Source organism: Vibrio renipiscarius (genome assembly GCF_000827885.1).
Lineage (GTDB): Bacteria > Pseudomonadota > Gammaproteobacteria > Enterobacterales > Vibrionaceae > Vibrio > Vibrio renipiscarius.
The window spans coordinates 124,599-143,547 of the sequence record NZ_JTKH01000006.1; the positions used below are offsets into that span (position 1 = coordinate 124,599).

Below are 18,949 nucleotides of genomic sequence, written 5' to 3' on the forward strand. Positions count from 1 at the left end.
GACTGAAACATTAAACCGATCATTACTGTTTAAAAGTCGTTTGGCAATATTATTTTGAAGCCAAAAATAAAACATTACTGATATTACCAAAGGTGTGGCGAGGATCAACAAAAAAGCCCCTGCATGGGGCTTTTTTAAACGAAAAATTGATTTGGATACGTATTACTGTTGGTTCTCTTTTTCCGTAAAGACGTCTGCAAATAGCGCTGTACTTAGGTAACGCTCACCGGAACTTGGTAATACGACTACAATTGTTTTTCCTTTAAATTCAGGTAGTTCTGCAATTCTGTTTGCGGCAACAACCGCCGCACCAGATGAAATGCCAGCAAGAATACCTTCTTCTTCCATGAGGCGTTGAGCCATCGAAATTGCGTCTTCTGATGTTACGGCTTCAACACGGTCTAAAAGTTCTAAATCGAGGTTTCCTGGGATAAAACCAGCACCGATACCTTGAATTTTATGTGGCGCAGGCTGAATTGCTTCACCGGCAAGTGCTTGTGCGATCACTGGCGATTCTGCAGGTTCAACGGCCACTGACAAGATTGCTTTGCCTTTTTCACCTTTGATATAACGGCTTGTACCGGTAATCGTACCGCCTGTACCCACACCCGCAACGATGACGTCAACATCACCATCTGTCGCATCCCAGATCTCAGGTCCGGTGGTTTTTTCGTGAATTTCAGGGTTTGCTGGGTTATTAAATTGCTGTAGAAGCAAGTATTTATCAGGATTGCTAGCAACAATTTCTTCTGCTTTAGCAATGGCGCCTTTCATACCTTTTGCCGCTTCGGTCAGTTCCAAATTTGCGCCTAATGCTTTTAATAGCTTACGACGCTCAAGGCTCATTGATTCAGGCATGGTTAACGTTAGTTTGTATCCACGTGCGGCTGCAACAAATGCCAGCGCAATACCCGTGTTACCACTTGTCGGTTCTACTAACTCGATACCGGGTTTTAGTGTGCCTTTCTTTTCCGCATCCCAAATCATGTTTGCACCAATTCGGCATTTCACACTGAAGCTTGGGTTACGTGCTTCAATTTTAGCCAGCACGTTGCCGTTGCTTACTTTGTTTAAACGTACAAGTGGCGTGTTACCGACGGTCAGTGAATTGTCTTCGTAGATTTTGCTCATAGTCTGATCCTTGATTCGTTAGCAATTTGCTGAGATATCGAAAATTAAGGATATCGCGCAAACAGATTTGTTTATTGATTTTGTTAAGAGATTAGGACAGTAAAAAAATCTAGAGAAGGATTAAAAAGTTATATCTTATTAACTTGACGGTCCTCGCAAAGAAATTTTTCTAAGCTGGAACTCATCCTTTTCTCTATTTTTTAAACTCGGCAACCCACATCGCCGTCGCACCGCATACAGCAACAGGCATTACAATCAGGTTAAGAATAGGAATCGTGGTGAAAACGCTCACTAGAACGCCAAATCCATAGGCTTTGCCTTGTTTTTGTTTCAAATTGTAACGCATGTCATTAAAGCTGATTTTATGATTATCAAAGGCGTAATCACAGTATTGAATGGCGAGAATCCATGCAGTGAAAATAAACCATAAGATAGGGCCGATGGTTTGACCTAATGCTGGGATGAGCAGCAACAGGAAAAGGCCAATCGCTTTTGGCAATATATAAACAAGTTTACGCCATTCGCGCGCGAGTATGCGTGGGGTGTCTTTGATGACGCTAAGCATACCGTCGTCATTGATCTTTGCTCCGGTGAGGTGTTCTTCGACTTTTTCGGCCAGTAAGCCATTAAACGGCGCGGCAATAAAATTCGCCAGTGTGCTAAAAAAGTACGAAAACGTTGCCAGAATAGTAAGAACTAGCAGAGGCCAAAGTAGATAACTTAGCCACGACAAAAATTCAGGCAATTGTCCCATCCAAGAAGAAATCCAACGATCAAGATGAGAAAAGAGATAAAAGAGTGCACCGCCGACTAGAATGATATTAGCCAGTAATGGCAAGATAACGAATCGACGGATTTCAGGGCTTAACGCCAGTTCGATGCCGTAAAAGAAATAAGCAAACCCTGAGCGTTGTGTTGTGTTATTTTTCATAATGACTTTTTGAGTAGAAAATGACCTTCTTTTATCTTAACAAGAAAGAAGCGTGTCCAAAATCACAATATTAGCGGAACTTCTCACATTAATTTGTTCTAAAACCCTAGTGAGTTTTGGTAGAGTTGGTTGCTAACCGTTTTAATAAACTTAGCGATAGTAGCAAATTGGTACTTTGGCTAAGCAAATGAGAGCAAAAGATGCAGGAATTGCGATTCGTACTCATCGTGGTAGGCGTATTAGCCATCGCCGCTTTGTTATTCCACGGTCTGTGGACGAGTAAAAAAGAAGGTAAGTCTAAATTTGGTGATAAACCGTTAGGCAAATTAGATGTGGAAGGCGATGAGATAGCCGAACGCAGCGCTGAGCGTACTTTTTCTCCAGAAGACGATTTTGATGTTATCCGTAAAGAGCGTAAAGAACCGGTGTTATCGGCAGAGCCTCTTTTGGCTGATCCGTTAGTGTCTGATCCGCTTACCGAAGGGTATATCGACCCTATCGAAAGACACTATTCTGAACCGAGCGCGAAAGCACACGATTTTGACCTTCGTATGGGGGCGACGTCTGCTCAAAACCCTGCTCCTGGGGCGATGGTGACTGACATCGATCTTCAAGAGGAATTGCCGAAAGAAGACGTAAGAGTTACTGAACGCGCTTATTCGTTTGAAGCTGATTTACCTTCTATGTCTGCTCTGGACACGACGGTAGTAGATATCCCTGTACCCAAGAGCGTTCCTCAAAAAGTAGACAATCAGCTTGTAGATAGCCAAGTTGTAGAAAGTAGTGAGCCCTCGCCGATTGTTGACGAGCCAGAAGCCGTTGAACCTCAACCCGAACCAGAAATGCAAGTGATCGTGTTAAATGTTCATTGCACGGGTGAGAACGCATTCATTGGCACCAAATTGTTCGATAGTATGGAGCAAAATGGCTTGCTATATGGTGAGATGGATATCTTCCACCGCCATGCCGATTTGTCGGGTACCGGTAAAGTGCTTTTTAGTGTGGCCAATATGATGCAGCCAGGGACATTAAAACATGATGATCCTGCTGATTTTAGCACCAAAGGTATTTCGTTCTTTATGACGTTGCCGTGTTTTGGCGATGGTGAGCAAAACTTTAAACTAATGCTGAAAGCGGCACAGCAGATTGCAGACGATCTTGGGGCAAATGTTTTGGATGATGCGCGCAATCTGATTACGCCTAATCGTTTAGATGCTTACCGAGCTCAAATTAAGCAGTTTAAAGCCGCACAACACCACTAAAACACACTCGTTGTTTTTCAAAGGCTCCTTATTTAGGGGCCTTTTTCGTTTCCAAAGGGGTAATACTTGAGAATCTCAAATCAGGCGGTCATACTCCCACCATTCGTTTATTGCCTCTCGAACATTGAGTGAATTATGTCGACAGAAATCCAACAGAAACTTGAACAATTGCGTGAAACGCTTCATTACCATGCGGTTCGTTATTATGTAGAAGACAGCCCGGAAATCCCTGACGCGGAATACGATCGCTTGATGCGTGAACTATTGGACATTGAAGCTGAACATCCTGAGTGGGTCACGATAGATTCACCAAGTCAACGTGTTGGCGGTAAGCCTCTTGATGGGTTTGATTCTGTCGCGCATGAGATCCCAATGCTTTCGCTTGATAATGCTTTTGACGATGCAGAACTAGAAAGTTTCCATAAAAGAATGCGTGACCGTATCCCTGCGGCGCAATTTGATCTCTTTTGTTGTGAGCCTAAATTGGATGGCTTAGCCGTCAGTTTATTGTACGTCGATGGTATTTTGGTGCAGGCTGCGACGCGTGGTGATGGTAGCACGGGAGAAAATATTACCGAAAACGTGCGTACCATTAGCGCGATACCGCTGAAATTACGCGGAGAAGGCTGGCCAAAACGCATTGAAGTGCGTGGCGAAGTCTTTATGCCGAAAGCGGGTTTCGACAAGCTCAATCAATTGGCACTAAAAAAAGGTGAAAAAACATTTGTAAACCCACGTAATGCAGCGGCAGGTAGCCTGCGCCAGTTGGATTCACGTATTACCGCGACTCGACCATTGAGTTTCTATGCTTATAGTGTCGGTGTGGTTGAAGGTGCGCCGTTGTCATTGAGTCACTACGAGCGTTTCCTTCAACTGAAAGCCTGGGGATTACCGATGTGCCCAGAAACGAAGTTGGTAAAATCACTCGATGACGTTAAAGCCTACTATCACGATATTTTAGCTCGTCGTGATGCGCTGGCTTACGAAATTGATGGCGTTGTTATTAAAGTGGATGACGTGACATTACAGGATCGTTTGGGTTTTGTGGCTCGAGCGCCTCGTTGGGCGATTGCTTATAAATTTCCGGCACAAGAAGAGATCACTCTGCTCAATGATGTTGAGTTTCAAGTGGGTCGAACGGGAGCGATAACCCCTGTGGCGAAACTTGAGCCTATTTTTGTGGGTGGGGTGACGGTCAGCAACGCGACGTTACACAACGCTGATGAAATCGCTCGATTAGGGGTGAAAGTTGGCGACAGTGTCATCATTCGTCGTGCTGGTGATGTGATTCCTCAAGTCGTTTCCGTCGTCTTAGAGCGCCGCCCTGAATCGGCGCGCGATATCGTCTTCCCTGCGCAGTGTCCGGTCTGTGCTTCTGCGGTTGAGCGTGTAGAAGGCGAAGCGGTTGCCCGTTGTACGGGCGGTCTAGTTTGCCAGGCTCAGCGTAAGGAAGCGCTCAAGCATTTTGTCTCTCGCAAAGCGCTTGATGTTGATGGCTTAGGGGTCAAAGTCATTGAGCAATTGGTTGATAAGGAGATGGTGGAAACGCCGGCCGATCTCTTTAAATTGAGTGCGGGTATTATTACGGTGCTTGATCGCATGGGGCCTAAATCGGCGCAAAATGTGGTGGATGCCTTGGTGAAAGCCAAGCAAACGACCTTGCCCCGCTTCCTTTATTCGTTAGGTATTCGAGAAGTGGGCGAGGCAACGGCAGCCAACTTAGCGGCTCATTTTAAAACCCTAGAAGCCGTGATGGCTGCAAATCATGAACAGCTTATTGAAGTACAAGATGTGGGCGTCATCGTGGCTAGCCACGTAACGGCATTTTTTGCGCAAGAGAAAAACCAATTAGTGATTACTGAATTGGTAGAGCAGGGCATTCATTGGTCAGTCATTGAAGATCTTGATGACAGCGTACCACAGCCGCTAGCGGGCAAAACAGTGGTCTTAACGGGCTCACTTTCGCAATTATCTCGCAGTGATGCGAAAGCTGCTTTGCAGAACCTAGGTGCAAAAGTTGCGGGTAGTGTATCGAAGAAAACCGATATTTTATTTGTTGGTGAAAATGCGGGCTCTAAATTAGCGAAAGCTCAAGAGTTAGGTATTGAAGTTCAAACCGAGCAAGATTTGATCAATTTAATGTAAGTTGAGACTCGCCAATAAGCGCTCTACCAGTAGGTAGGGCGTTTTTTTTTGTTCAAAATTAAATCGGTGATATTTGCTTTTTGGAGGATAAAAATAGAACCGTGACCGAAATCAAATTACGTGTTGCTGGATGTGAACCGATAGAATAGTGCGACGAGCTTCAAATTGATCGCGCCTCCGTTTTGCTTAAAGTGTTGTTTTGTAATGGTTATTTTTGTTTTTGTGAAAGTTCAAAACATCCTTGCGATCTGGATCACTACTTTTGGAAAAGTATGCATTAGCTCATATTTTTTTATAAAGAAATTAAGTTCTGATTGATGTTTTTTGTTGCGAAGTTAGTCTAGGTGACATGGATACACGAGGTGTATGCCGTAGTTTTAAAATCAAAATTAATCTAAACGGTAATTGAGATTTTATAAAAGTTTATCTTCTTCCTTCGGCGGCCAAACTTTAGGAAGAGGAAACGAAAAACAGCTATATCCCATTTTTTAGGAGTTTTTTCCATGGACAAATTTTTCAAACGCACTCTTGTATGTGCGGCAGTAGCATCAGCAGCAATGGCTGGTTCTGCTAACGCAGCAATCGAGCTACACGGTAAAGCTGTTCAGCTTTACGGCCAAGCGGCTGGTTCATACCAGATCTGGACTCCAGAGGCTGAAGGTAAAGATACTACTGCTAGCGTAGAAATTGAATCACGTTTAGGTCTACGCGGTACAGTTGAATTTGCAGACTTCGCTCCAAATTTTATCTACCAAATCGAAACAGGTAACGCGGATCACGCTGCTGCTTCATGGTCTTCTGAGGCTGGTATTCTTGGCGGTCGTGACACTTGGTTAGGTCTAGATTTTGAAGGTATGGGTTCTATCAAGTTCGGTCGTCAATTAGTTGCTGCATACAACTATGTCGACTGGCCTCACACTAACCCTGGTCTAGGTAACGTATTTGACTGGTACAACCCTACTGGTGCTGCTATCGAAGCTCGTACAGACCACGTCCTTCGTTGGGACTCTGCAAACTTTGATGGTTTCAATTACCAAGCGTCTTTAAGCGCTATGGATAAGAGTGTTGATGGTGTAGCGGCAAGTATTGCAGCTTCTTACACTCAAGAGATGTTTACTGTACATGCGGGTTACTACGCGAGCAGTTCATACAACACAACAGAGACAACGAAAGATTCTTGGGCTATTAATCAAACGACAGGTGTTAACGAGTTAACACCAGGAAAAACAACAACTACTGAAAATGGCGATGGTTCATTCGCTATCGTTGGTGGTCAGCTATACTTAGACGCGTTCACGCTAAGCGCTGCTTACAAAATGGTTGATAACGGCGTAACTGGCAACAGCCAAGACTCTGTTTCTGCAAGCGCTCAATACGTAACAGGAAACTGGTTGTTTAAAACCGGTTACTCAAAAGCATTCGAAGCTGATGAAGACGTAGAAGTTGTTGCTGGCGTATTTAACAAAGCAGAAGCACAAGCTATTACTGGTCGAGTGATGTACATGCTACCAAGTACTGTTATCTATTTCGATGTTCGTAACTATGATGTGAACGGCGATGATGATTCTGGTGACGGTACGCGCACAATGCTAGGCATGGAATACTACTTCTAAGCCTTGTCTTATAAGTTAGTCTAACTGTCTTAAATTGCACGAGCACTCATTCTGAGTGCTCGTTTTTCTTATCAGGAGATTATAAATGAAGGTAATAAAAACCTTATTAGCTATTGGTGTAATGACGGCTTCATTCGCTCCCCACGCAGAAGTTGGACTGAATTTTCATCGTGATCTATCGCCAATTATTGTCAATGGTGAAGGGATGGGGTACGCACTATTTTCTAACTCAGAGCACACGTTAGACAATGGCACAAATCAAATAGTGTTTCGCATGTCTCGATTGATTGAAAATGGTGGTGAAAGAGATAAATTTAATTCAGACGCATTTGTTCTAAGTTTTGATGCTGAAGATATTGATCTTCGTTTAGAGCCGGTGATGCGAGTATTACGTGGAAGTGATGGCATTGAGTTTAACCGCAACCCTAAAGTTGCTTTAGTTGATGAAGCAGGGAATCATATTAAATTCACAATAGATACATTACCTGCAGGAAAAGCCCTGATCCGAGATTATGAAAAAGACTTGGTGAATTACAATAAAGTTAATGGCATTGCTACTGAGCAGGCTGAATTAGCGGTTGTACAAGCAGTTGCAGCTACTGAAGCGGCGCCAGTTGTTAAAGTCGTGACGGTGAACACCGGTGAAGTAGGCCCTGTTTCTATGATTCAGTATTGGATGGAAAAGGCAACACCTGTTGAGAATGATAAATTCATGACGTGGGCATTCGAAAATCGTGCGTTAGATTCAGTGAAACCTATCGAAGGATCCCAAGCGCTAAATATGCTGGGGTACTGGTATAGCGAAGCAAAAGTAGATGAAAGAAAAAAAATTCTTGCTTGGTTGATAAGCCAGTAAAAACTAAATCTGAAGAGGCCCTAGCACTCATCGAGTATTAGGGCCTCTCAACATCTAGTGTTCATAGCTTAGTTCTTATTAATACTTACGTTTGCCACCATTTTGCTTACAAATTTCACTTGGGATGTAATCGGTAGAGCCATCTGGATATTGACAATCTACCCAAGGTCCGCGTGCAGAACTAGGGCTAGACGTTGAACCAGCATTGGCAAAGAACGAAAAAGAAAGTAGCGCAGTACAGATTAGAGCAATAACAGTTTTCATAATAAATCCCCTTTATTTTTGCGAGTCATCTCAAATTTCTGAGATAGTTTTAGTATGAAACAAGATCGATAAAGATCAAAAAAAAATGATATTTTTCTGCAATAAATAACTGAAACATATGATTGATTAGGTATTTAGATAGGAAAATAGTCTTTTGAGCAAAAAGGGGATGATGAGGATTTATTATTGATATTGTTGTAAATAAAAAGGAGCGTTATACTCCTTTTTATATTATCGATGACAATTAATTTGGCTTTATTATCAACGTGATACCGTCAATGTTGACCACTTTTACCACGCTTCCTTCAGGTAACGCCTGTTCGCAATAGGCAGACCACGTTGAATCTGCAATTCGAATACGAGATTTACCAGCAGGTATACCCTCTTCAAGGGTGACAACCGTGCCAATCAGTTGCTTTTCTTTTTGGTTCAGCGTTCTCGAAGCGTCACTTGCCTTATCTTGCTTGAGTTGGCGTCGCCACCATAGCCAAGTGGTGGCCAGTGAAAACACAGCAAAGGAAACCCATTGAAGCTGCCAGCTCATTGGTAACCAAGAAAGCAGTAAGCCGACTAATAGCGCTGAGATGCCAAGCCAAAGCAGATAACCTGCCGCCCCGAGCAATTCCGCCGCTAAAAAAGCCAAGCCTAATGCTAACCAATGCCAATGAGTGAAATTATCGAATAGTTCAATCACATTTTTACTCTAGTTGATGGGATAGTAAACGCTCTGCTAAGGCTATTTCTTAGGTTCTTGCTTGAACATTTCTGCAATGCCAGCGACAGAGCCCATTAATCCTGTTGCTTCTAATGGTAGCATAATGATCTTACCATTTTCAGCCTGACCGATGGCTTTGAGCGCTTCGGTGTAACCTTGGGCAATAAAGTAATTGACGGCTTGCATGTCGCCTTGAGAAATAGCGTTAGAAACCATTTCTGTTGCTCTTGCTTCTGCTTCTGCGGCACGCTCACGTGCTTCTGCTTGTAAAATGGCGGCTTGTTTTGCCCCTTCCGCTTTAAGAATATCAGACTGCTTGTGGCCTTCTGCTTTTAATATCTCAGCTTGACGTACACCTTCCGCTTCAAGAATGTCAGCACGTTTATTACGCTCTGCTTTCATTTGCGCATTCATGGCCGCGGTCAGATCAGCGGGTGGTTGAACGTCTTTGATTTCAATACGGGTGACTTTGACGCCCCATGGGTTCGTCGCTTCATCGACAATCGCTAAGAGTTTGACGTTTATTTGGTCACGCTGGCTGAGCATTTCGTCCAGCTCCATTGAGCCTAAAACGGTACGCATATTGGTTAAGGTGAGGTTGCGAATCGCATGGACGAGATCGTTGACTTCATAAGCGGCTTTGGCCGCGTCAATCGCTTGCACAAAACAGACCGCATCGATGGTGACGTTCGCGTTGTCACGAGAGATCACTTCTTGTGCTGGAATATCTAGCACACGCTCCATCATATTGATGCGATGGCCAATGCTATCGATGAATGGAATAATAAAGTTTAGGCCGGGTTTTAGAGTGTGGGTATAGCGGCCAAAGCGCTCAACGGTCCAATGGTTTCCTTGAGGTACCGTTTTGACACCTGCGTAGATAAACGCAATGACAACGAGGACGAAAATACCGGTAGTAATGAGTGAATAGTCAATGGGCACAATGATTTCCTTATTTCATAGTTTGTACCATTGTTGCTCAATAAAGCAGCAACAACAAACTTAGAAATGAGAGATCTACCGCTATTTGACGAAAACCATCCAAACAAATTAGGGCTGGAATCATCCAGCCCTAACATTGACGCATTGCGAGTAAACGTGCTGATACTCTAGTAAAGAATAGAGTAAAGCTGACGGCGGTATTTGCCTGCGATCGGATTACCTTGTCCTAATGCACTCAATATATCCATAAAGGCTTTTTTCATGCTGCCATCAAGGGCATTGAGATTTTTAGCAATAAAACGCCAAATCAGTTCTAATGCTTCTTCATCTCGATTGACATTGTGATAGCTCAGCGCAAGCTCAAGTGCGAGTGTTTCATTCTCTGAATCGAGCGAGAATGCGGCTTCAAGAGATTGAATTTCTGGACTGTCGGCGGATTGCTGATGCAGTGCGAGTTTTGCAATTAAACTTTTGTATTCTGCATCTTGGTATTGCAGTGGTATATGCTCAAGTTGTTCTGCTGCTAGAGTGAAATCTTGCGCTTCGATATAGCAAGCAGCCAAAGCGAGTTTCACCTCTCCTTGGTTTTGCATGTCAGCAGGTAGCGCTTTAAGCAATGGTAGTGCTTGATCATGTGCCCCGTTTGCAATCAGTTCTAATGCTTTATTTAGCGCGAGAACGTCTTGACTTGGTAGGTGTCGATTGAGCATCTCTTCAACGGCATGGATTGGCTGTGGGCCACCTAAACCATCCACCGGTTGACCATTAACAAATAGTGCAATAGTTGGCAGTGCTTGCACACCAAATTGAGCGGCAATACCTTGTTCTTGTTCGCAGTTAAGTAGAGCGAGAGTAAACGCGCCGTTATAGTTTTGAGCTAACTGCTGAAGATGAGGCATGATTTCGCTGCTTTCGCGGCTCATGGGAGCCCAAAAATGGATAAGCAGTGGGGTTTCTCGTGAGGTTTCTAGAATTTGCATGAAATTCTGTTGATCGAGTTCGACGATAAAAGGTGATTGCATTTGCTTTATCCTTGCCCATAGTCATTGATAGAGACCATCGTATATCAGCGCACCATCAGGGCGTATGAAAATGATCCTAGTGATCATACAAATATGGGCAATAGGGTGGGATATCAAGTAAAAGATAAAAAAACACCACTGTTATCAGTGGTGTTTTTTTATTGGCAGTGCGAGTTTGGTCGCTGTTTATAAGACGATAAACAACGTTAGCGCAACAGTCACACATAGCCAGTTCAATTTGTTTAACGACATGTACAGCCACCGAATGAGACGCTGGGAATTTGGGGTATTTCCAGATTACCCTCTAATAATCCACTTTAATTGTGACGTATTGATGACATTAAGCCGCTCTATGCCGCTTTTTGCAAAATTTTGTCCAACCATCGACTTGGCAGTAGGCGCTTGAGGATGGCAAAAATTTTGGTCGGTCTCGTCACGCGATATCGGATCTTTGGCCGTGGCGCTTCTAGGGCATCAATCAGTGGGGGAATGCACGCTTCAGCGGGCAGAACAAAGGCATTATTTGAGCTCTCTTTTTCGAGGCGCTGAATTTGTTGCTGATAGGCCACTTGATGAACACTGTTATCAGTATCAATCCATTGGTGAAAGGCTTGCAGGGCATTTGCTCTAAAGCGCGTTTCAATTGGACCGGGTTCAATCAAGCTAATTTGAATACCGCTACCGATCAATTCAAGGCGCAAGGTATCAGTCCAACCTTCTAAGGCAAATTTAGACGCATTGTAAGCACCGCGATATTTCATGGCGGCAAACCCCAATACTGAGCTATTTTGCACAATACGTCCTTCCCCCTGTTGGCGCATAATCGGCAGTATTTCTTGCACTAACTGATGCCAACCAAAAAAATTACTTTCAAATTGGGCTCGCAGCGCGTCGGTCGGTAAATCTTCTAAAGCGCCAGGTTGCCCATAGGCGCCGTTGTTAAATAAGCCGTACAGCCTGCCTTGGGTTAGCGCAAGGGTGGATTGAACGGCATTATGAATGCTTTGGCTATCACTTAAGTCCAATTGAATGCACGTAAGTCCTTCACCTTGTAAGCGTTCAACATCATGCCGTTGGCGACATGAGGCGATGACTTGATAGCCACGCTGGTGTAACGCATGAGCGGCGGCATAACCAATGCCTGATGAGCACCCCGTGATCAATACTGCTTTCGACATGAAATCCTTCTCTTTTAAGCGCTTAATGACGACTTAGAGTAAAGGATTAATCATGATGTTGTAATAAGTTTTTCAGTGCCGGTTCAATGCGTGAATAACTGAAATGAAAACCCAATTCCGTCAATTTTTTGGGTTTAGCCCGAATGCTATCAAACAGCAATACTGCGCTTTCGCCCATCATCAATTTCATGGCCCATTTTGGGGTAAAGAATATATGTGGCCGTTTGAGTGCTCGTGCTAACGTTTTACTGAAATGACGGTTACTGACTGGATGAGGGGCACATAAATTGAAGGCGCCATGTGCGTGTTCAGTATTGAGCAAATAAACGATTCCGCGCACCATGTCGAGCATGTGGATCCACGGTAAATATTGTTTTCCTCGTCCTATCGGCCCGCCGACGCCAAGTTTGTATGGCAGTAGCATTTTCTGCAAGGCGCCACCTTCGCAGCCTAATACAACCCCTGTTCTTAACAAGCAGACACGAGTTTCTTCACTGCGTGCTCGATTGGCAATGTCTTCCCATTTTGCGCAAACATAATGAGGAAATCCCTTGGAGTGTACGTGCAAACTCTCATCAAATGGATGTTGCTGCTGATCACCGTAATATCCGACGGCCGAACCACTGATTAACACTGCCGGTGGTGTGGTGCTGGCGTGAATTAAGCTGACAAGATGCTCTGTGAGTCCCCAGCGACTTTGGCAGATCAGATTTTTTTGAATTTTACTCCAGCGCTTGTCGGCAATCGGTTCACCGGCAAGGTTGATGACCGCATCAAAATCATTGAGATCATGTAAATCATCCAAATTGGGGATGTAGGTGACATTACCCAAATCCGCGTAGTTGAGTCTCTGTTTCGCTTTTTCAGGCGAACGCGAGAGAAGCACAACATCGTGGGTGGTTAAATGCTTTAGCAGTTCTCGGCCGATAAACCCTGTTCCGCCAGTCACGAGTATTTTCATTGTTTTCTCCTTCTCTGGAGTAATTATAGCGAGATCCTTACCACTCGGATCGGGTGTCTAGTGTGATACTAATCTTATTTTTGATACGAGGATTCGGTGAGGTGTTCAAGCGCAGCCATGTTTAACTGATTTGTCACCAACGATCTCGGCCGCTATTTATGCGTCACTTTAGCGGGTTTGGGCATTTTTTTTCGTTAAATAACCTCGTTGAATGGTAAGACGTCACAGAATACACATTTTGTTACATTGCTAATGCGAAGTATTGTAATGAGTCACATTCTAACGGTAGGGGCTTTGGCAAGATAGACGTAAGAGAGAAGGCTGGCAGGGAGTGAAGCGATGACAGACATGAAACAAGCCATGATTGCTTTGTTGCGTGCCATGTTAGGCAGTTTGCGCGATCTTATGCCTATCATTTTAGTGATTACTTTTTTCCAGCTTGTCGTTTTGCAAGAACCGCTCCCCCATCTCGCCACCATTCTCTTTGGCCTTGTCCTGGTCATCTTGGGTTTAACCTTTTTTATTTTTGGGCTGGAAATGGGGTTATTCCCGATTGGAGAATCGATGGCGCATGCCTTTGCTAAAAAAGGCAGTGTATTTTGGTTATTGCTCTTTTCATTTTGCTTAGGTTTTGGAACCACGATTGCAGAACCTGCATTAACCGCCATTGCCGATGAAGCGGCAGAAGTTGCGGCGCTAGGCGGGATTATTGTCAATGATAGTGCGAGCCAAGAGGAGTATGCCAATGGCTTGCGGATTACCGTTGCACTATCGGTTGGTGTGGCGATTGTTTTGGGTGTCCTCAGAATATTAAAAGGCTGGCCAATCCAGTATTTGATTATTGGTGGCTATATTGGCGTGGTGATTTTGACCGCATTCGCACCTGAAAGCATTATTGGGGTCGCGTATGACTCTGGTGGCGTGACCACCTCGACGATCACGGTTCCGCTCGTTACGGCATTAGGGGTCGGGCTTGCGTCTGCCATTAAAGGCCGAAATCCGATGATTGATGGTTTTGGTTTGATTGCGTTTGCGTCTTTACTGCCCATGATGTTTGTCATGATTTACGGCATGGTGATCGTATGATAGGGCATTTCTTTGAGACGTTTTTCACCATGTTAACGGGCACCGTTATCGATGTTATACCGATAGCGACCATCATTTTTGGTTTCCAGTTTATGGTGCTGCGAAAACCCATCGTTAACCCCTTGAAAGCCATGCTGGGTTTCTTCTACGTTATTTTAGGTCTGACGTTATTTTTACTCGGTTTAGAGCTGGCCCTGTTTCCACTTGGTGAAACCATGGCTGAACAGTTGACGGCACCTGATTTCCTTCAGCAGGTGCGCTTTTCTGCGCAATCCACCCTAAGCTGGATTGATTACTACTGGGTGTACCTATTTGCGTTTTGTATCGGATTTAGCACCACGATTGCTGAGCCCTCCCTTATTGCCGTTGCGATAAAAGCCAATCAAGTCTCGGGTGGCAGTATCAGCGTGAATGGTTTACGCATTGCAGTCGCCTTGGGGGTTGCCGTTGGTATTTCGTTAGGCAGCTATCGGATCGTGGTGGGGGATCCCATCCATTACTACATTATTGCGGGTTATATTATTGTGGTGATCCAAACGCTCTATGCACCAAAATTAATTATCCCATTGGCGTATGACTCAGGTGGGGTAACGACATCGACCGTGACGGTGCCGCTGGTGGCTGCATTGGGACTTGGTCTGGCGTCCACGGTTCCGGGACGAAACCCCATGATTGATGGCTTTGGGCTCATTGCCTTTGCTAGCCTGTTTCCCATTATTTCGGTCATGGGGTATGCGCAAATCACCCAATGGCTTAATTACGCTAAGCAAGAGGATAAATAAATGCGCTTTAAGTTGCTTTTAGCTTTTGTTGAAGAGAGTAAGACTGAACTCGTCTTGGATGCCGCTCGCCTTGCTGGAGCGACAGGTGCCACCGTAATTAATCATGCTCGTGGAGAGGGGCTGAACCAAAAGCGGACGTTCTTTGGCCTGACATTAGAAGTGCAAAAAGATGTGCTGCTTTTTGTCGTGGAGGAGCACCTTGCTCGACATATTTTAGAAACGATCAACGATGTGGGTGAATTTGATCAAGAATCAGGGCAAGGCATTGCGATTCAAATTGATATTGAAGATGCGGTGGGGGTTGCCCATCAAATGGAAAAATTAACGCAAGTGGTAGAGGACGAGCTATGACAACACAACCAATTATCCGCGTTCGTGATGTAATGACTAATAATTACGCCATCATTGATGGGCTGACAACCGTTCAGGAAGGGATTCGCTTGGCTCGTCAGAATGAAGCGAAAGCCTTAGTTGTAAATAAGCGTCATCAAGACGATGAATACGGTATTGTGTTGATGAACGATATTGCGAAAAAAGTGCTGGCAAAAAATCGTTCGTGTGAACGCACCAATATTTATGAAGTAATGACGAAACCCGCCTTGAGTGTGGATCCGACAATGAACGTTAAATACTGTGCGCGCTTGTTTGAGCGTTTTGGCATTAGTCGCGCTCCAGTCATCGAAAATGACCAAGTGATCGGCATGGTCAGTTACAACAATATTGTACTCAATGGCATGGCGCGAGATGACGAGCGATCGACAATTTCGTAGAATGGCCTCAATTATCTTGAGGAGTGTATCTTGTGAAATTGTTTTTTGCTTCCGACCTGCATGGCAGTTTGCCTGCGACCACACAAATGCTGGCTGAGTTTGAACGTTCAGGTGTTGAGCATTTAGTGTTGTTAGGGGATGTATTAAATCACGGCCCTCGCAATCCTATTCCTGAAGGCTACAACCCCCCGGCGGTTGCGGAACGGCTAAACCAGTACGCTGATCGCATCATTGCGGTGCGCGGTAATTGCGATAGCGAAGTGGATCAAATGCTGCTTTCATTTCCTATGATGAGTGATTTTGCATGGGTGATGCTACCGAGTGGTCAGCGTTTATTCGTGACGCATGGTCATCTATATAACAGTGATAAACGCCCAGCGCTGCGTGATGGTGACGTGATTGTGCATGGCCATACGCATATTCCGGTCGCAGAGCGTAAAGGTGAGCAGTTTATCTTTAACCCAGGCTCAGTCACCTTCCCACGCGATGGTTTTGTCGCAAGTTATGGTTTATTAGAAGATAACACGATTAAAGTGATGAGTTTTACAGGGCAAACCCTAGTAGAAACTGTGCTCGACGCTGAATGTTGATAAACGCCGAGCGCGAATTAGCTGCGTAAAGAGAAAGCACAAAGGCACCGAATGGTGCCTTTGTGCTTTGTGTTGGATTGAAAGGTGTCGGATTGAAATTTTTTCGATCATTTATGATCGGAGTGACCTAAATCTCGCTCCGGATCAATGATATCTCGAACTCGTTGCTTGAGTACTTTCGCTTCCGGAAATCCGCCATCGCGTTTGCGCTCCCAAATGAGGTGGCCATTGCAAATAATTTCAAAACGGCCACCGGTATCCGGACGAAGAGAAATAGACTCAATCTCTTCGCTGAACGTGTGCAGTAACTCTTGGCTCAGCCAAGTGGAACGAAGCATCCAGTTACATTGGCGGCAGTAAAAGATCTCAATATTCGCTTTATCCATGTGACTTCCTTAAATCAGTAATTTGATGCCTACCAGCAAGGTGAGGATCTCAAAGCAGGTTTTGATCACTCGATTGCTAAAACGAGTGGAAAGATACGCGCCTAAGCTCCCCCCAAGAAAGGAACCGGCCAATAATATGGGCAACCATGGCCAATAGATTTGAGCGCCGGCTTGGACTATGGCTATCCCCCCGATGCCATTCCAAAAAAGGCCTACGCATATCATGGTTAATGCCACCGCTTGTTTATAGCTATAGCCAAACCATCGAACTAAAAACAAAGTAACGAGTAACCCTGACCCCGCCGTTAACGAGCCGTTGATGATGCCAATCAAAATCAGGCCCAAACTGCCGATTAACCAGCCTTGCCAGTCACGATGAATCGGCAGTACTTGTTGACCAAGTTGTTTTTTGAAAAAGGAGTAAATACCCAACGCTAAAATCATGACGCCGAGCGATTGCTCAGCAAGATGGGCAGGGATTGCGAGGATCATATTCGCGCCCATGATGACGCCAATACTGCCGACGATAATCAGATAAAGCGCTTCAGTCAGAGAAAAGGACTTTTGTTTTAGATGGGTAAAGGCCGCGCCTAATCCCAGCGCAACACTGGCGACTTTATGCGTGGCTAGTGCAACGGAAAAAGGTAAACCGAAGAATAGCAGTAAGGGGAATTGCAGTAAGCCTGCTCCGCCACCAGAAAGTGCGGAAAGTAGGTTAGCAATCAATGAGCCAATAAAAAGGCCGCTAGCGTTAATCCAATCCATGATAAATAAGAAGGGAGCATCATGCTCCCTTTCGTCTGTTAGTGAGAACTAGTTAGAGAAAAGTACCGTAGAACCGTGGCTTAAGCTAGTTAAAAGCAGTGTGTTCTCGTTGACAATGTCGATACGACGGCTTAACTGAGAGTCCATTTTAAACAGCTGCTTAATGAGCTGTAATTGTACGTCAGTAAAGTCTTTGCTTTGCGCTGAAGAGACGTCTTTGAACTCTTTTGGTGAAATCAGCAAATAGTTATCGCTAATTTCCCATTCTCCCGTTTCGGAAATATTGATGATGCTGTCGCTTTGTTCACTGTGAGCAAATAAGCGAATCGTCGCGACACGAATGTAGGTGCCATTGGGGAGGTATTTTACATTGGATACCACATCCACTTTACGCAACGGCCCAACCGCTTCCTCTTGCAGGCTGTCACTGAGCACCGTGACCATTTTCGATTGCCATTCTTTAGCGGTAATCGTGTTCTCGATTTTTATATCGCTGCCCCAATACAACCAGCCACTCAATAGAGCAGAGGCGGCCAATAAGACGAATGCTATCTTCTGATTCATAAAGACTCCTTACTGGCAAATATGCTCAAGATCGTTTTGGTCCGAGAAAATACGCAATGTAATATTTTCACTTGAATGCTCTAATCGATGAATGTAGTTCAATACCAGCTGGTTGTTTTGCCCGCCGGTAGCGATGACTTCTACAGGCGCGGTCACGCCATGGTGTGATTGAGTATATCGCGTGACACATTGTTCTATTGCCGGGTACCAATATGACAAGTCGGGATGGCTAATCGGTGTTTTAACGATGACGTCTGCATAAGTGGCAAGTTGGCGAAATTGAGGGTCTGTGGGTTTTTCTAGCGTAATGGCGATGAGAGGCAGCAGTAAAGCAACCACGAGCGCAAGGTTAATCAGCCATTTGTTTTTTGGTTTTGAAGTGTCGTGCTGATGTGGCGTTTCTGGCGTCAACGTATCGAGGGTAGGTGGCGCGATTTCGATTTCACGTTCCACTTCATCACTCAGATTAATCTCCGGCTCTTGTTCGTTTAACGAATCAAAAGGCGTGCTATTCACCGACGCAAGATTGAGTGAGTCACCACTGGTTAATGGCGCCATTCGCTCGACAGAACAAATCAGTTGGTATCCGCGTTTTGGCACCGTTTTGACAAATTCAGGTGATTTTGTTGAGTCTTTTAGAAATTTACGCAGTGTCGAGATGGCTTGCGTTAAGCTGGAATCGTCTACCTCAAAGCCTTGTTCGCGCCACACAAAATCGTGCAATTCATTTCTGGTGACCACTAGGTTTGGTTTTTCGGCCATCAGCAAAAGAATGCGACTTTCGTTGCTGCCTAGACGGATGATTTCCTGATCGTTATCCTTTTCTATCAGAGAATTTGTATTTGGGTCGAACGTAAATTTGTTCGCCAAATTGAACTTTGTACCTATGTTACTCATGCTATTGGCCTTCAGTTTGACAGGTCTCAGACATCACTACAGTGAACGAGTGGGGCGATTCTCAATCTTGATAGAGAGGGGGACACCAT

The 18,949-nt window shown here is 44.7% G+C and carries 21 protein-coding genes; 9 read left to right on the forward strand and 12 right to left on the reverse strand.

What is annotated here, in order from left to right; translation table 11 throughout:
* Positions 1-162: 162 nt before the first annotated feature.
* Both cysK and cysZ read right to left on the reverse strand, forming a co-directional pair.
* Positions 163-1,131, reverse strand: a complete 969-nt coding sequence (gene cysK / locus OJ16_RS03790; RefSeq protein ID WP_040987617.1) for a cysteine synthase A — start codon at positions 1,129-1,131, stop codon at positions 163-165.
* A 193-nt stretch (positions 1,132-1,324) separates the two neighbouring features.
* Entirely contained in the window at positions 1,325-2,062 is a 738-nt protein-coding gene (gene cysZ, locus OJ16_RS03795; RefSeq protein WP_040987619.1) for a sulfate transporter CysZ, read from the reverse strand.
* Positions 2,063-2,262: 200 nt separating this feature from the next.
* Between cysZ and zipA the strand changes: the two genes are divergently transcribed.
* The 4 genes from zipA (at position 2,263) to OJ16_RS03815 (ending at position 7,938) form a co-directional block, all read left to right on the forward strand.
* Positions 2,263-3,324 (forward strand): cell division protein ZipA, encoded by a 1,062-nt coding sequence (gene zipA, locus OJ16_RS03800; RefSeq protein ID WP_040987621.1) that lies wholly within the window; start codon positions 2,263-2,265, stop codon positions 3,322-3,324.
* Positions 3,325-3,459: 135 nt separating this feature from the next.
* The gene (ligA, locus tag OJ16_RS03805; RefSeq protein ID WP_040987623.1) at positions 3,460-5,469 is read left to right on the forward strand and encodes an NAD-dependent DNA ligase LigA; all 2,010 of its coding nucleotides are present in this window, start codon (positions 3,460-3,462) and stop codon (positions 5,467-5,469) included.
* A gap of 503 nt (positions 5,470-5,972) precedes the next feature.
* On the forward strand, positions 5,973-7,082 hold the full coding sequence (locus OJ16_RS03810; protein ID WP_040987625.1) for a porin: 1,110 nt from the start codon (positions 5,973-5,975) through the stop codon (positions 7,080-7,082).
* 85 nt (positions 7,083-7,167) lie between these two features.
* The gene (locus OJ16_RS03815) at positions 7,168-7,938 is read left to right on the forward strand and encodes a YccT family protein (protein ID WP_040987627.1); all 771 of its coding nucleotides are present in this window, start codon (positions 7,168-7,170) and stop codon (positions 7,936-7,938) included.
* A gap of 78 nt (positions 7,939-8,016) precedes the next feature.
* On the opposite strand, the gene OJ16_RS03820 is transcribed toward OJ16_RS03815, so the two are convergent.
* From OJ16_RS03820 to OJ16_RS03845, 6 genes are all read right to left on the reverse strand, one after another.
* Positions 8,017-8,202, reverse strand: a complete 186-nt coding sequence (locus OJ16_RS03820; protein WP_040987629.1) for a hypothetical protein — start codon at positions 8,200-8,202, stop codon at positions 8,017-8,019.
* A gap of 244 nt (positions 8,203-8,446) precedes the next feature.
* Positions 8,447-8,896 (reverse strand): NfeD family protein, encoded by a 450-nt coding sequence (locus tag OJ16_RS03825; RefSeq protein WP_040987631.1) that lies wholly within the window; start codon positions 8,894-8,896, stop codon positions 8,447-8,449.
* Positions 8,897-8,938: 42 nt separating this feature from the next.
* Positions 8,939-9,859, reverse strand: a complete 921-nt coding sequence (locus OJ16_RS03830; protein ID WP_040987633.1) for an SPFH domain-containing protein — start codon at positions 9,857-9,859, stop codon at positions 8,939-8,941.
* Positions 9,860-10,026: 167 nt separating this feature from the next.
* The gene (locus OJ16_RS03835; protein WP_040987635.1) at positions 10,027-10,881 is read right to left on the reverse strand and encodes a co-chaperone YbbN; all 855 of its coding nucleotides are present in this window, start codon (positions 10,879-10,881) and stop codon (positions 10,027-10,029) included.
* A gap of 350 nt (positions 10,882-11,231) precedes the next feature.
* Complete coding sequence (locus OJ16_RS03840) at positions 11,232-12,059, reverse strand: SDR family oxidoreductase (RefSeq protein ID WP_040987637.1); 828 nt, start codon at positions 12,057-12,059, stop codon at positions 11,232-11,234.
* 46 nt (positions 12,060-12,105) lie between these two features.
* Complete coding sequence (locus tag OJ16_RS03845) at positions 12,106-13,020, reverse strand: TIGR01777 family oxidoreductase (RefSeq protein ID WP_040987639.1); 915 nt, start codon at positions 13,018-13,020, stop codon at positions 12,106-12,108.
* A gap of 339 nt (positions 13,021-13,359) precedes the next feature.
* On the opposite strand from OJ16_RS03845, the gene OJ16_RS03850 reads away from it, so the two are divergent.
* From OJ16_RS03850 to yfcE, 5 genes are read left to right on the forward strand one after another with little or no spacing between them, the layout of a single operon-like run.
* Entirely contained in the window at positions 13,360-14,106 is a 747-nt protein-coding gene (locus OJ16_RS03850; RefSeq protein WP_040987640.1) for a DUF1538 domain-containing protein, read from the forward strand.
* Positions 14,103-14,888, forward strand: coding sequence for a DUF1538 domain-containing protein (locus OJ16_RS03855; RefSeq protein ID WP_040987642.1), 786 nt, complete (start codon positions 14,103-14,105; stop codon positions 14,886-14,888). Before OJ16_RS03850 ends, OJ16_RS03855 begins: the two co-directional genes overlap by 4 nt.
* Positions 14,889-15,239, forward strand: coding sequence for a P-II family nitrogen regulator (locus OJ16_RS03860; RefSeq protein WP_040987644.1), 351 nt, complete (start codon positions 14,889-14,891; stop codon positions 15,237-15,239).
* A complete protein-coding gene (locus OJ16_RS03865) occupies positions 15,236-15,658 on the forward strand; it encodes a CBS domain-containing protein (RefSeq protein ID WP_040987646.1) in 423 nt (140 codons plus the stop codon). The genes OJ16_RS03860 and OJ16_RS03865 overlap by 4 nt, the downstream gene beginning before the upstream one ends.
* 32 nt (positions 15,659-15,690) lie before the next feature.
* Positions 15,691-16,248, forward strand: coding sequence for a phosphodiesterase (gene yfcE, locus OJ16_RS03870; RefSeq protein ID WP_040987648.1), 558 nt, complete (start codon positions 15,691-15,693; stop codon positions 16,246-16,248).
* A 107-nt stretch (positions 16,249-16,355) separates the two neighbouring features.
* Here the strand turns inward: yfcE and OJ16_RS03875 are convergent, their stop codons facing one another.
* The 4 genes from OJ16_RS03875 to OJ16_RS03890 are packed head-to-tail and all read right to left on the reverse strand — an operon-like array spanning position 16,356 to position 18,860.
* Positions 16,356-16,634: a SelT/SelW/SelH family protein gene (locus OJ16_RS03875; RefSeq protein ID WP_040987650.1), complete on the reverse strand. Its 279-nt coding sequence runs from the start codon at positions 16,632-16,634 to the stop codon at positions 16,356-16,358.
* Between the two features lie 9 nt (positions 16,635-16,643).
* The gene (locus OJ16_RS03880) at positions 16,644-17,399 is read right to left on the reverse strand and encodes a sulfite exporter TauE/SafE family protein (RefSeq protein ID WP_040987652.1); all 756 of its coding nucleotides are present in this window, start codon (positions 17,397-17,399) and stop codon (positions 16,644-16,646) included.
* 48 nt (positions 17,400-17,447) lie between these two features.
* Entirely contained in the window at positions 17,448-17,963 is a 516-nt protein-coding gene (locus OJ16_RS03885) for a regulatory protein ToxS (protein WP_040987654.1), read from the reverse strand.
* Between the two features lie 9 nt (positions 17,964-17,972).
* Entirely contained in the window at positions 17,973-18,860 is an 888-nt protein-coding gene (locus OJ16_RS03890; RefSeq protein WP_040987656.1) for a winged helix-turn-helix domain-containing protein, read from the reverse strand.
* Positions 18,861-18,949 lie beyond the last annotated feature (89 nt).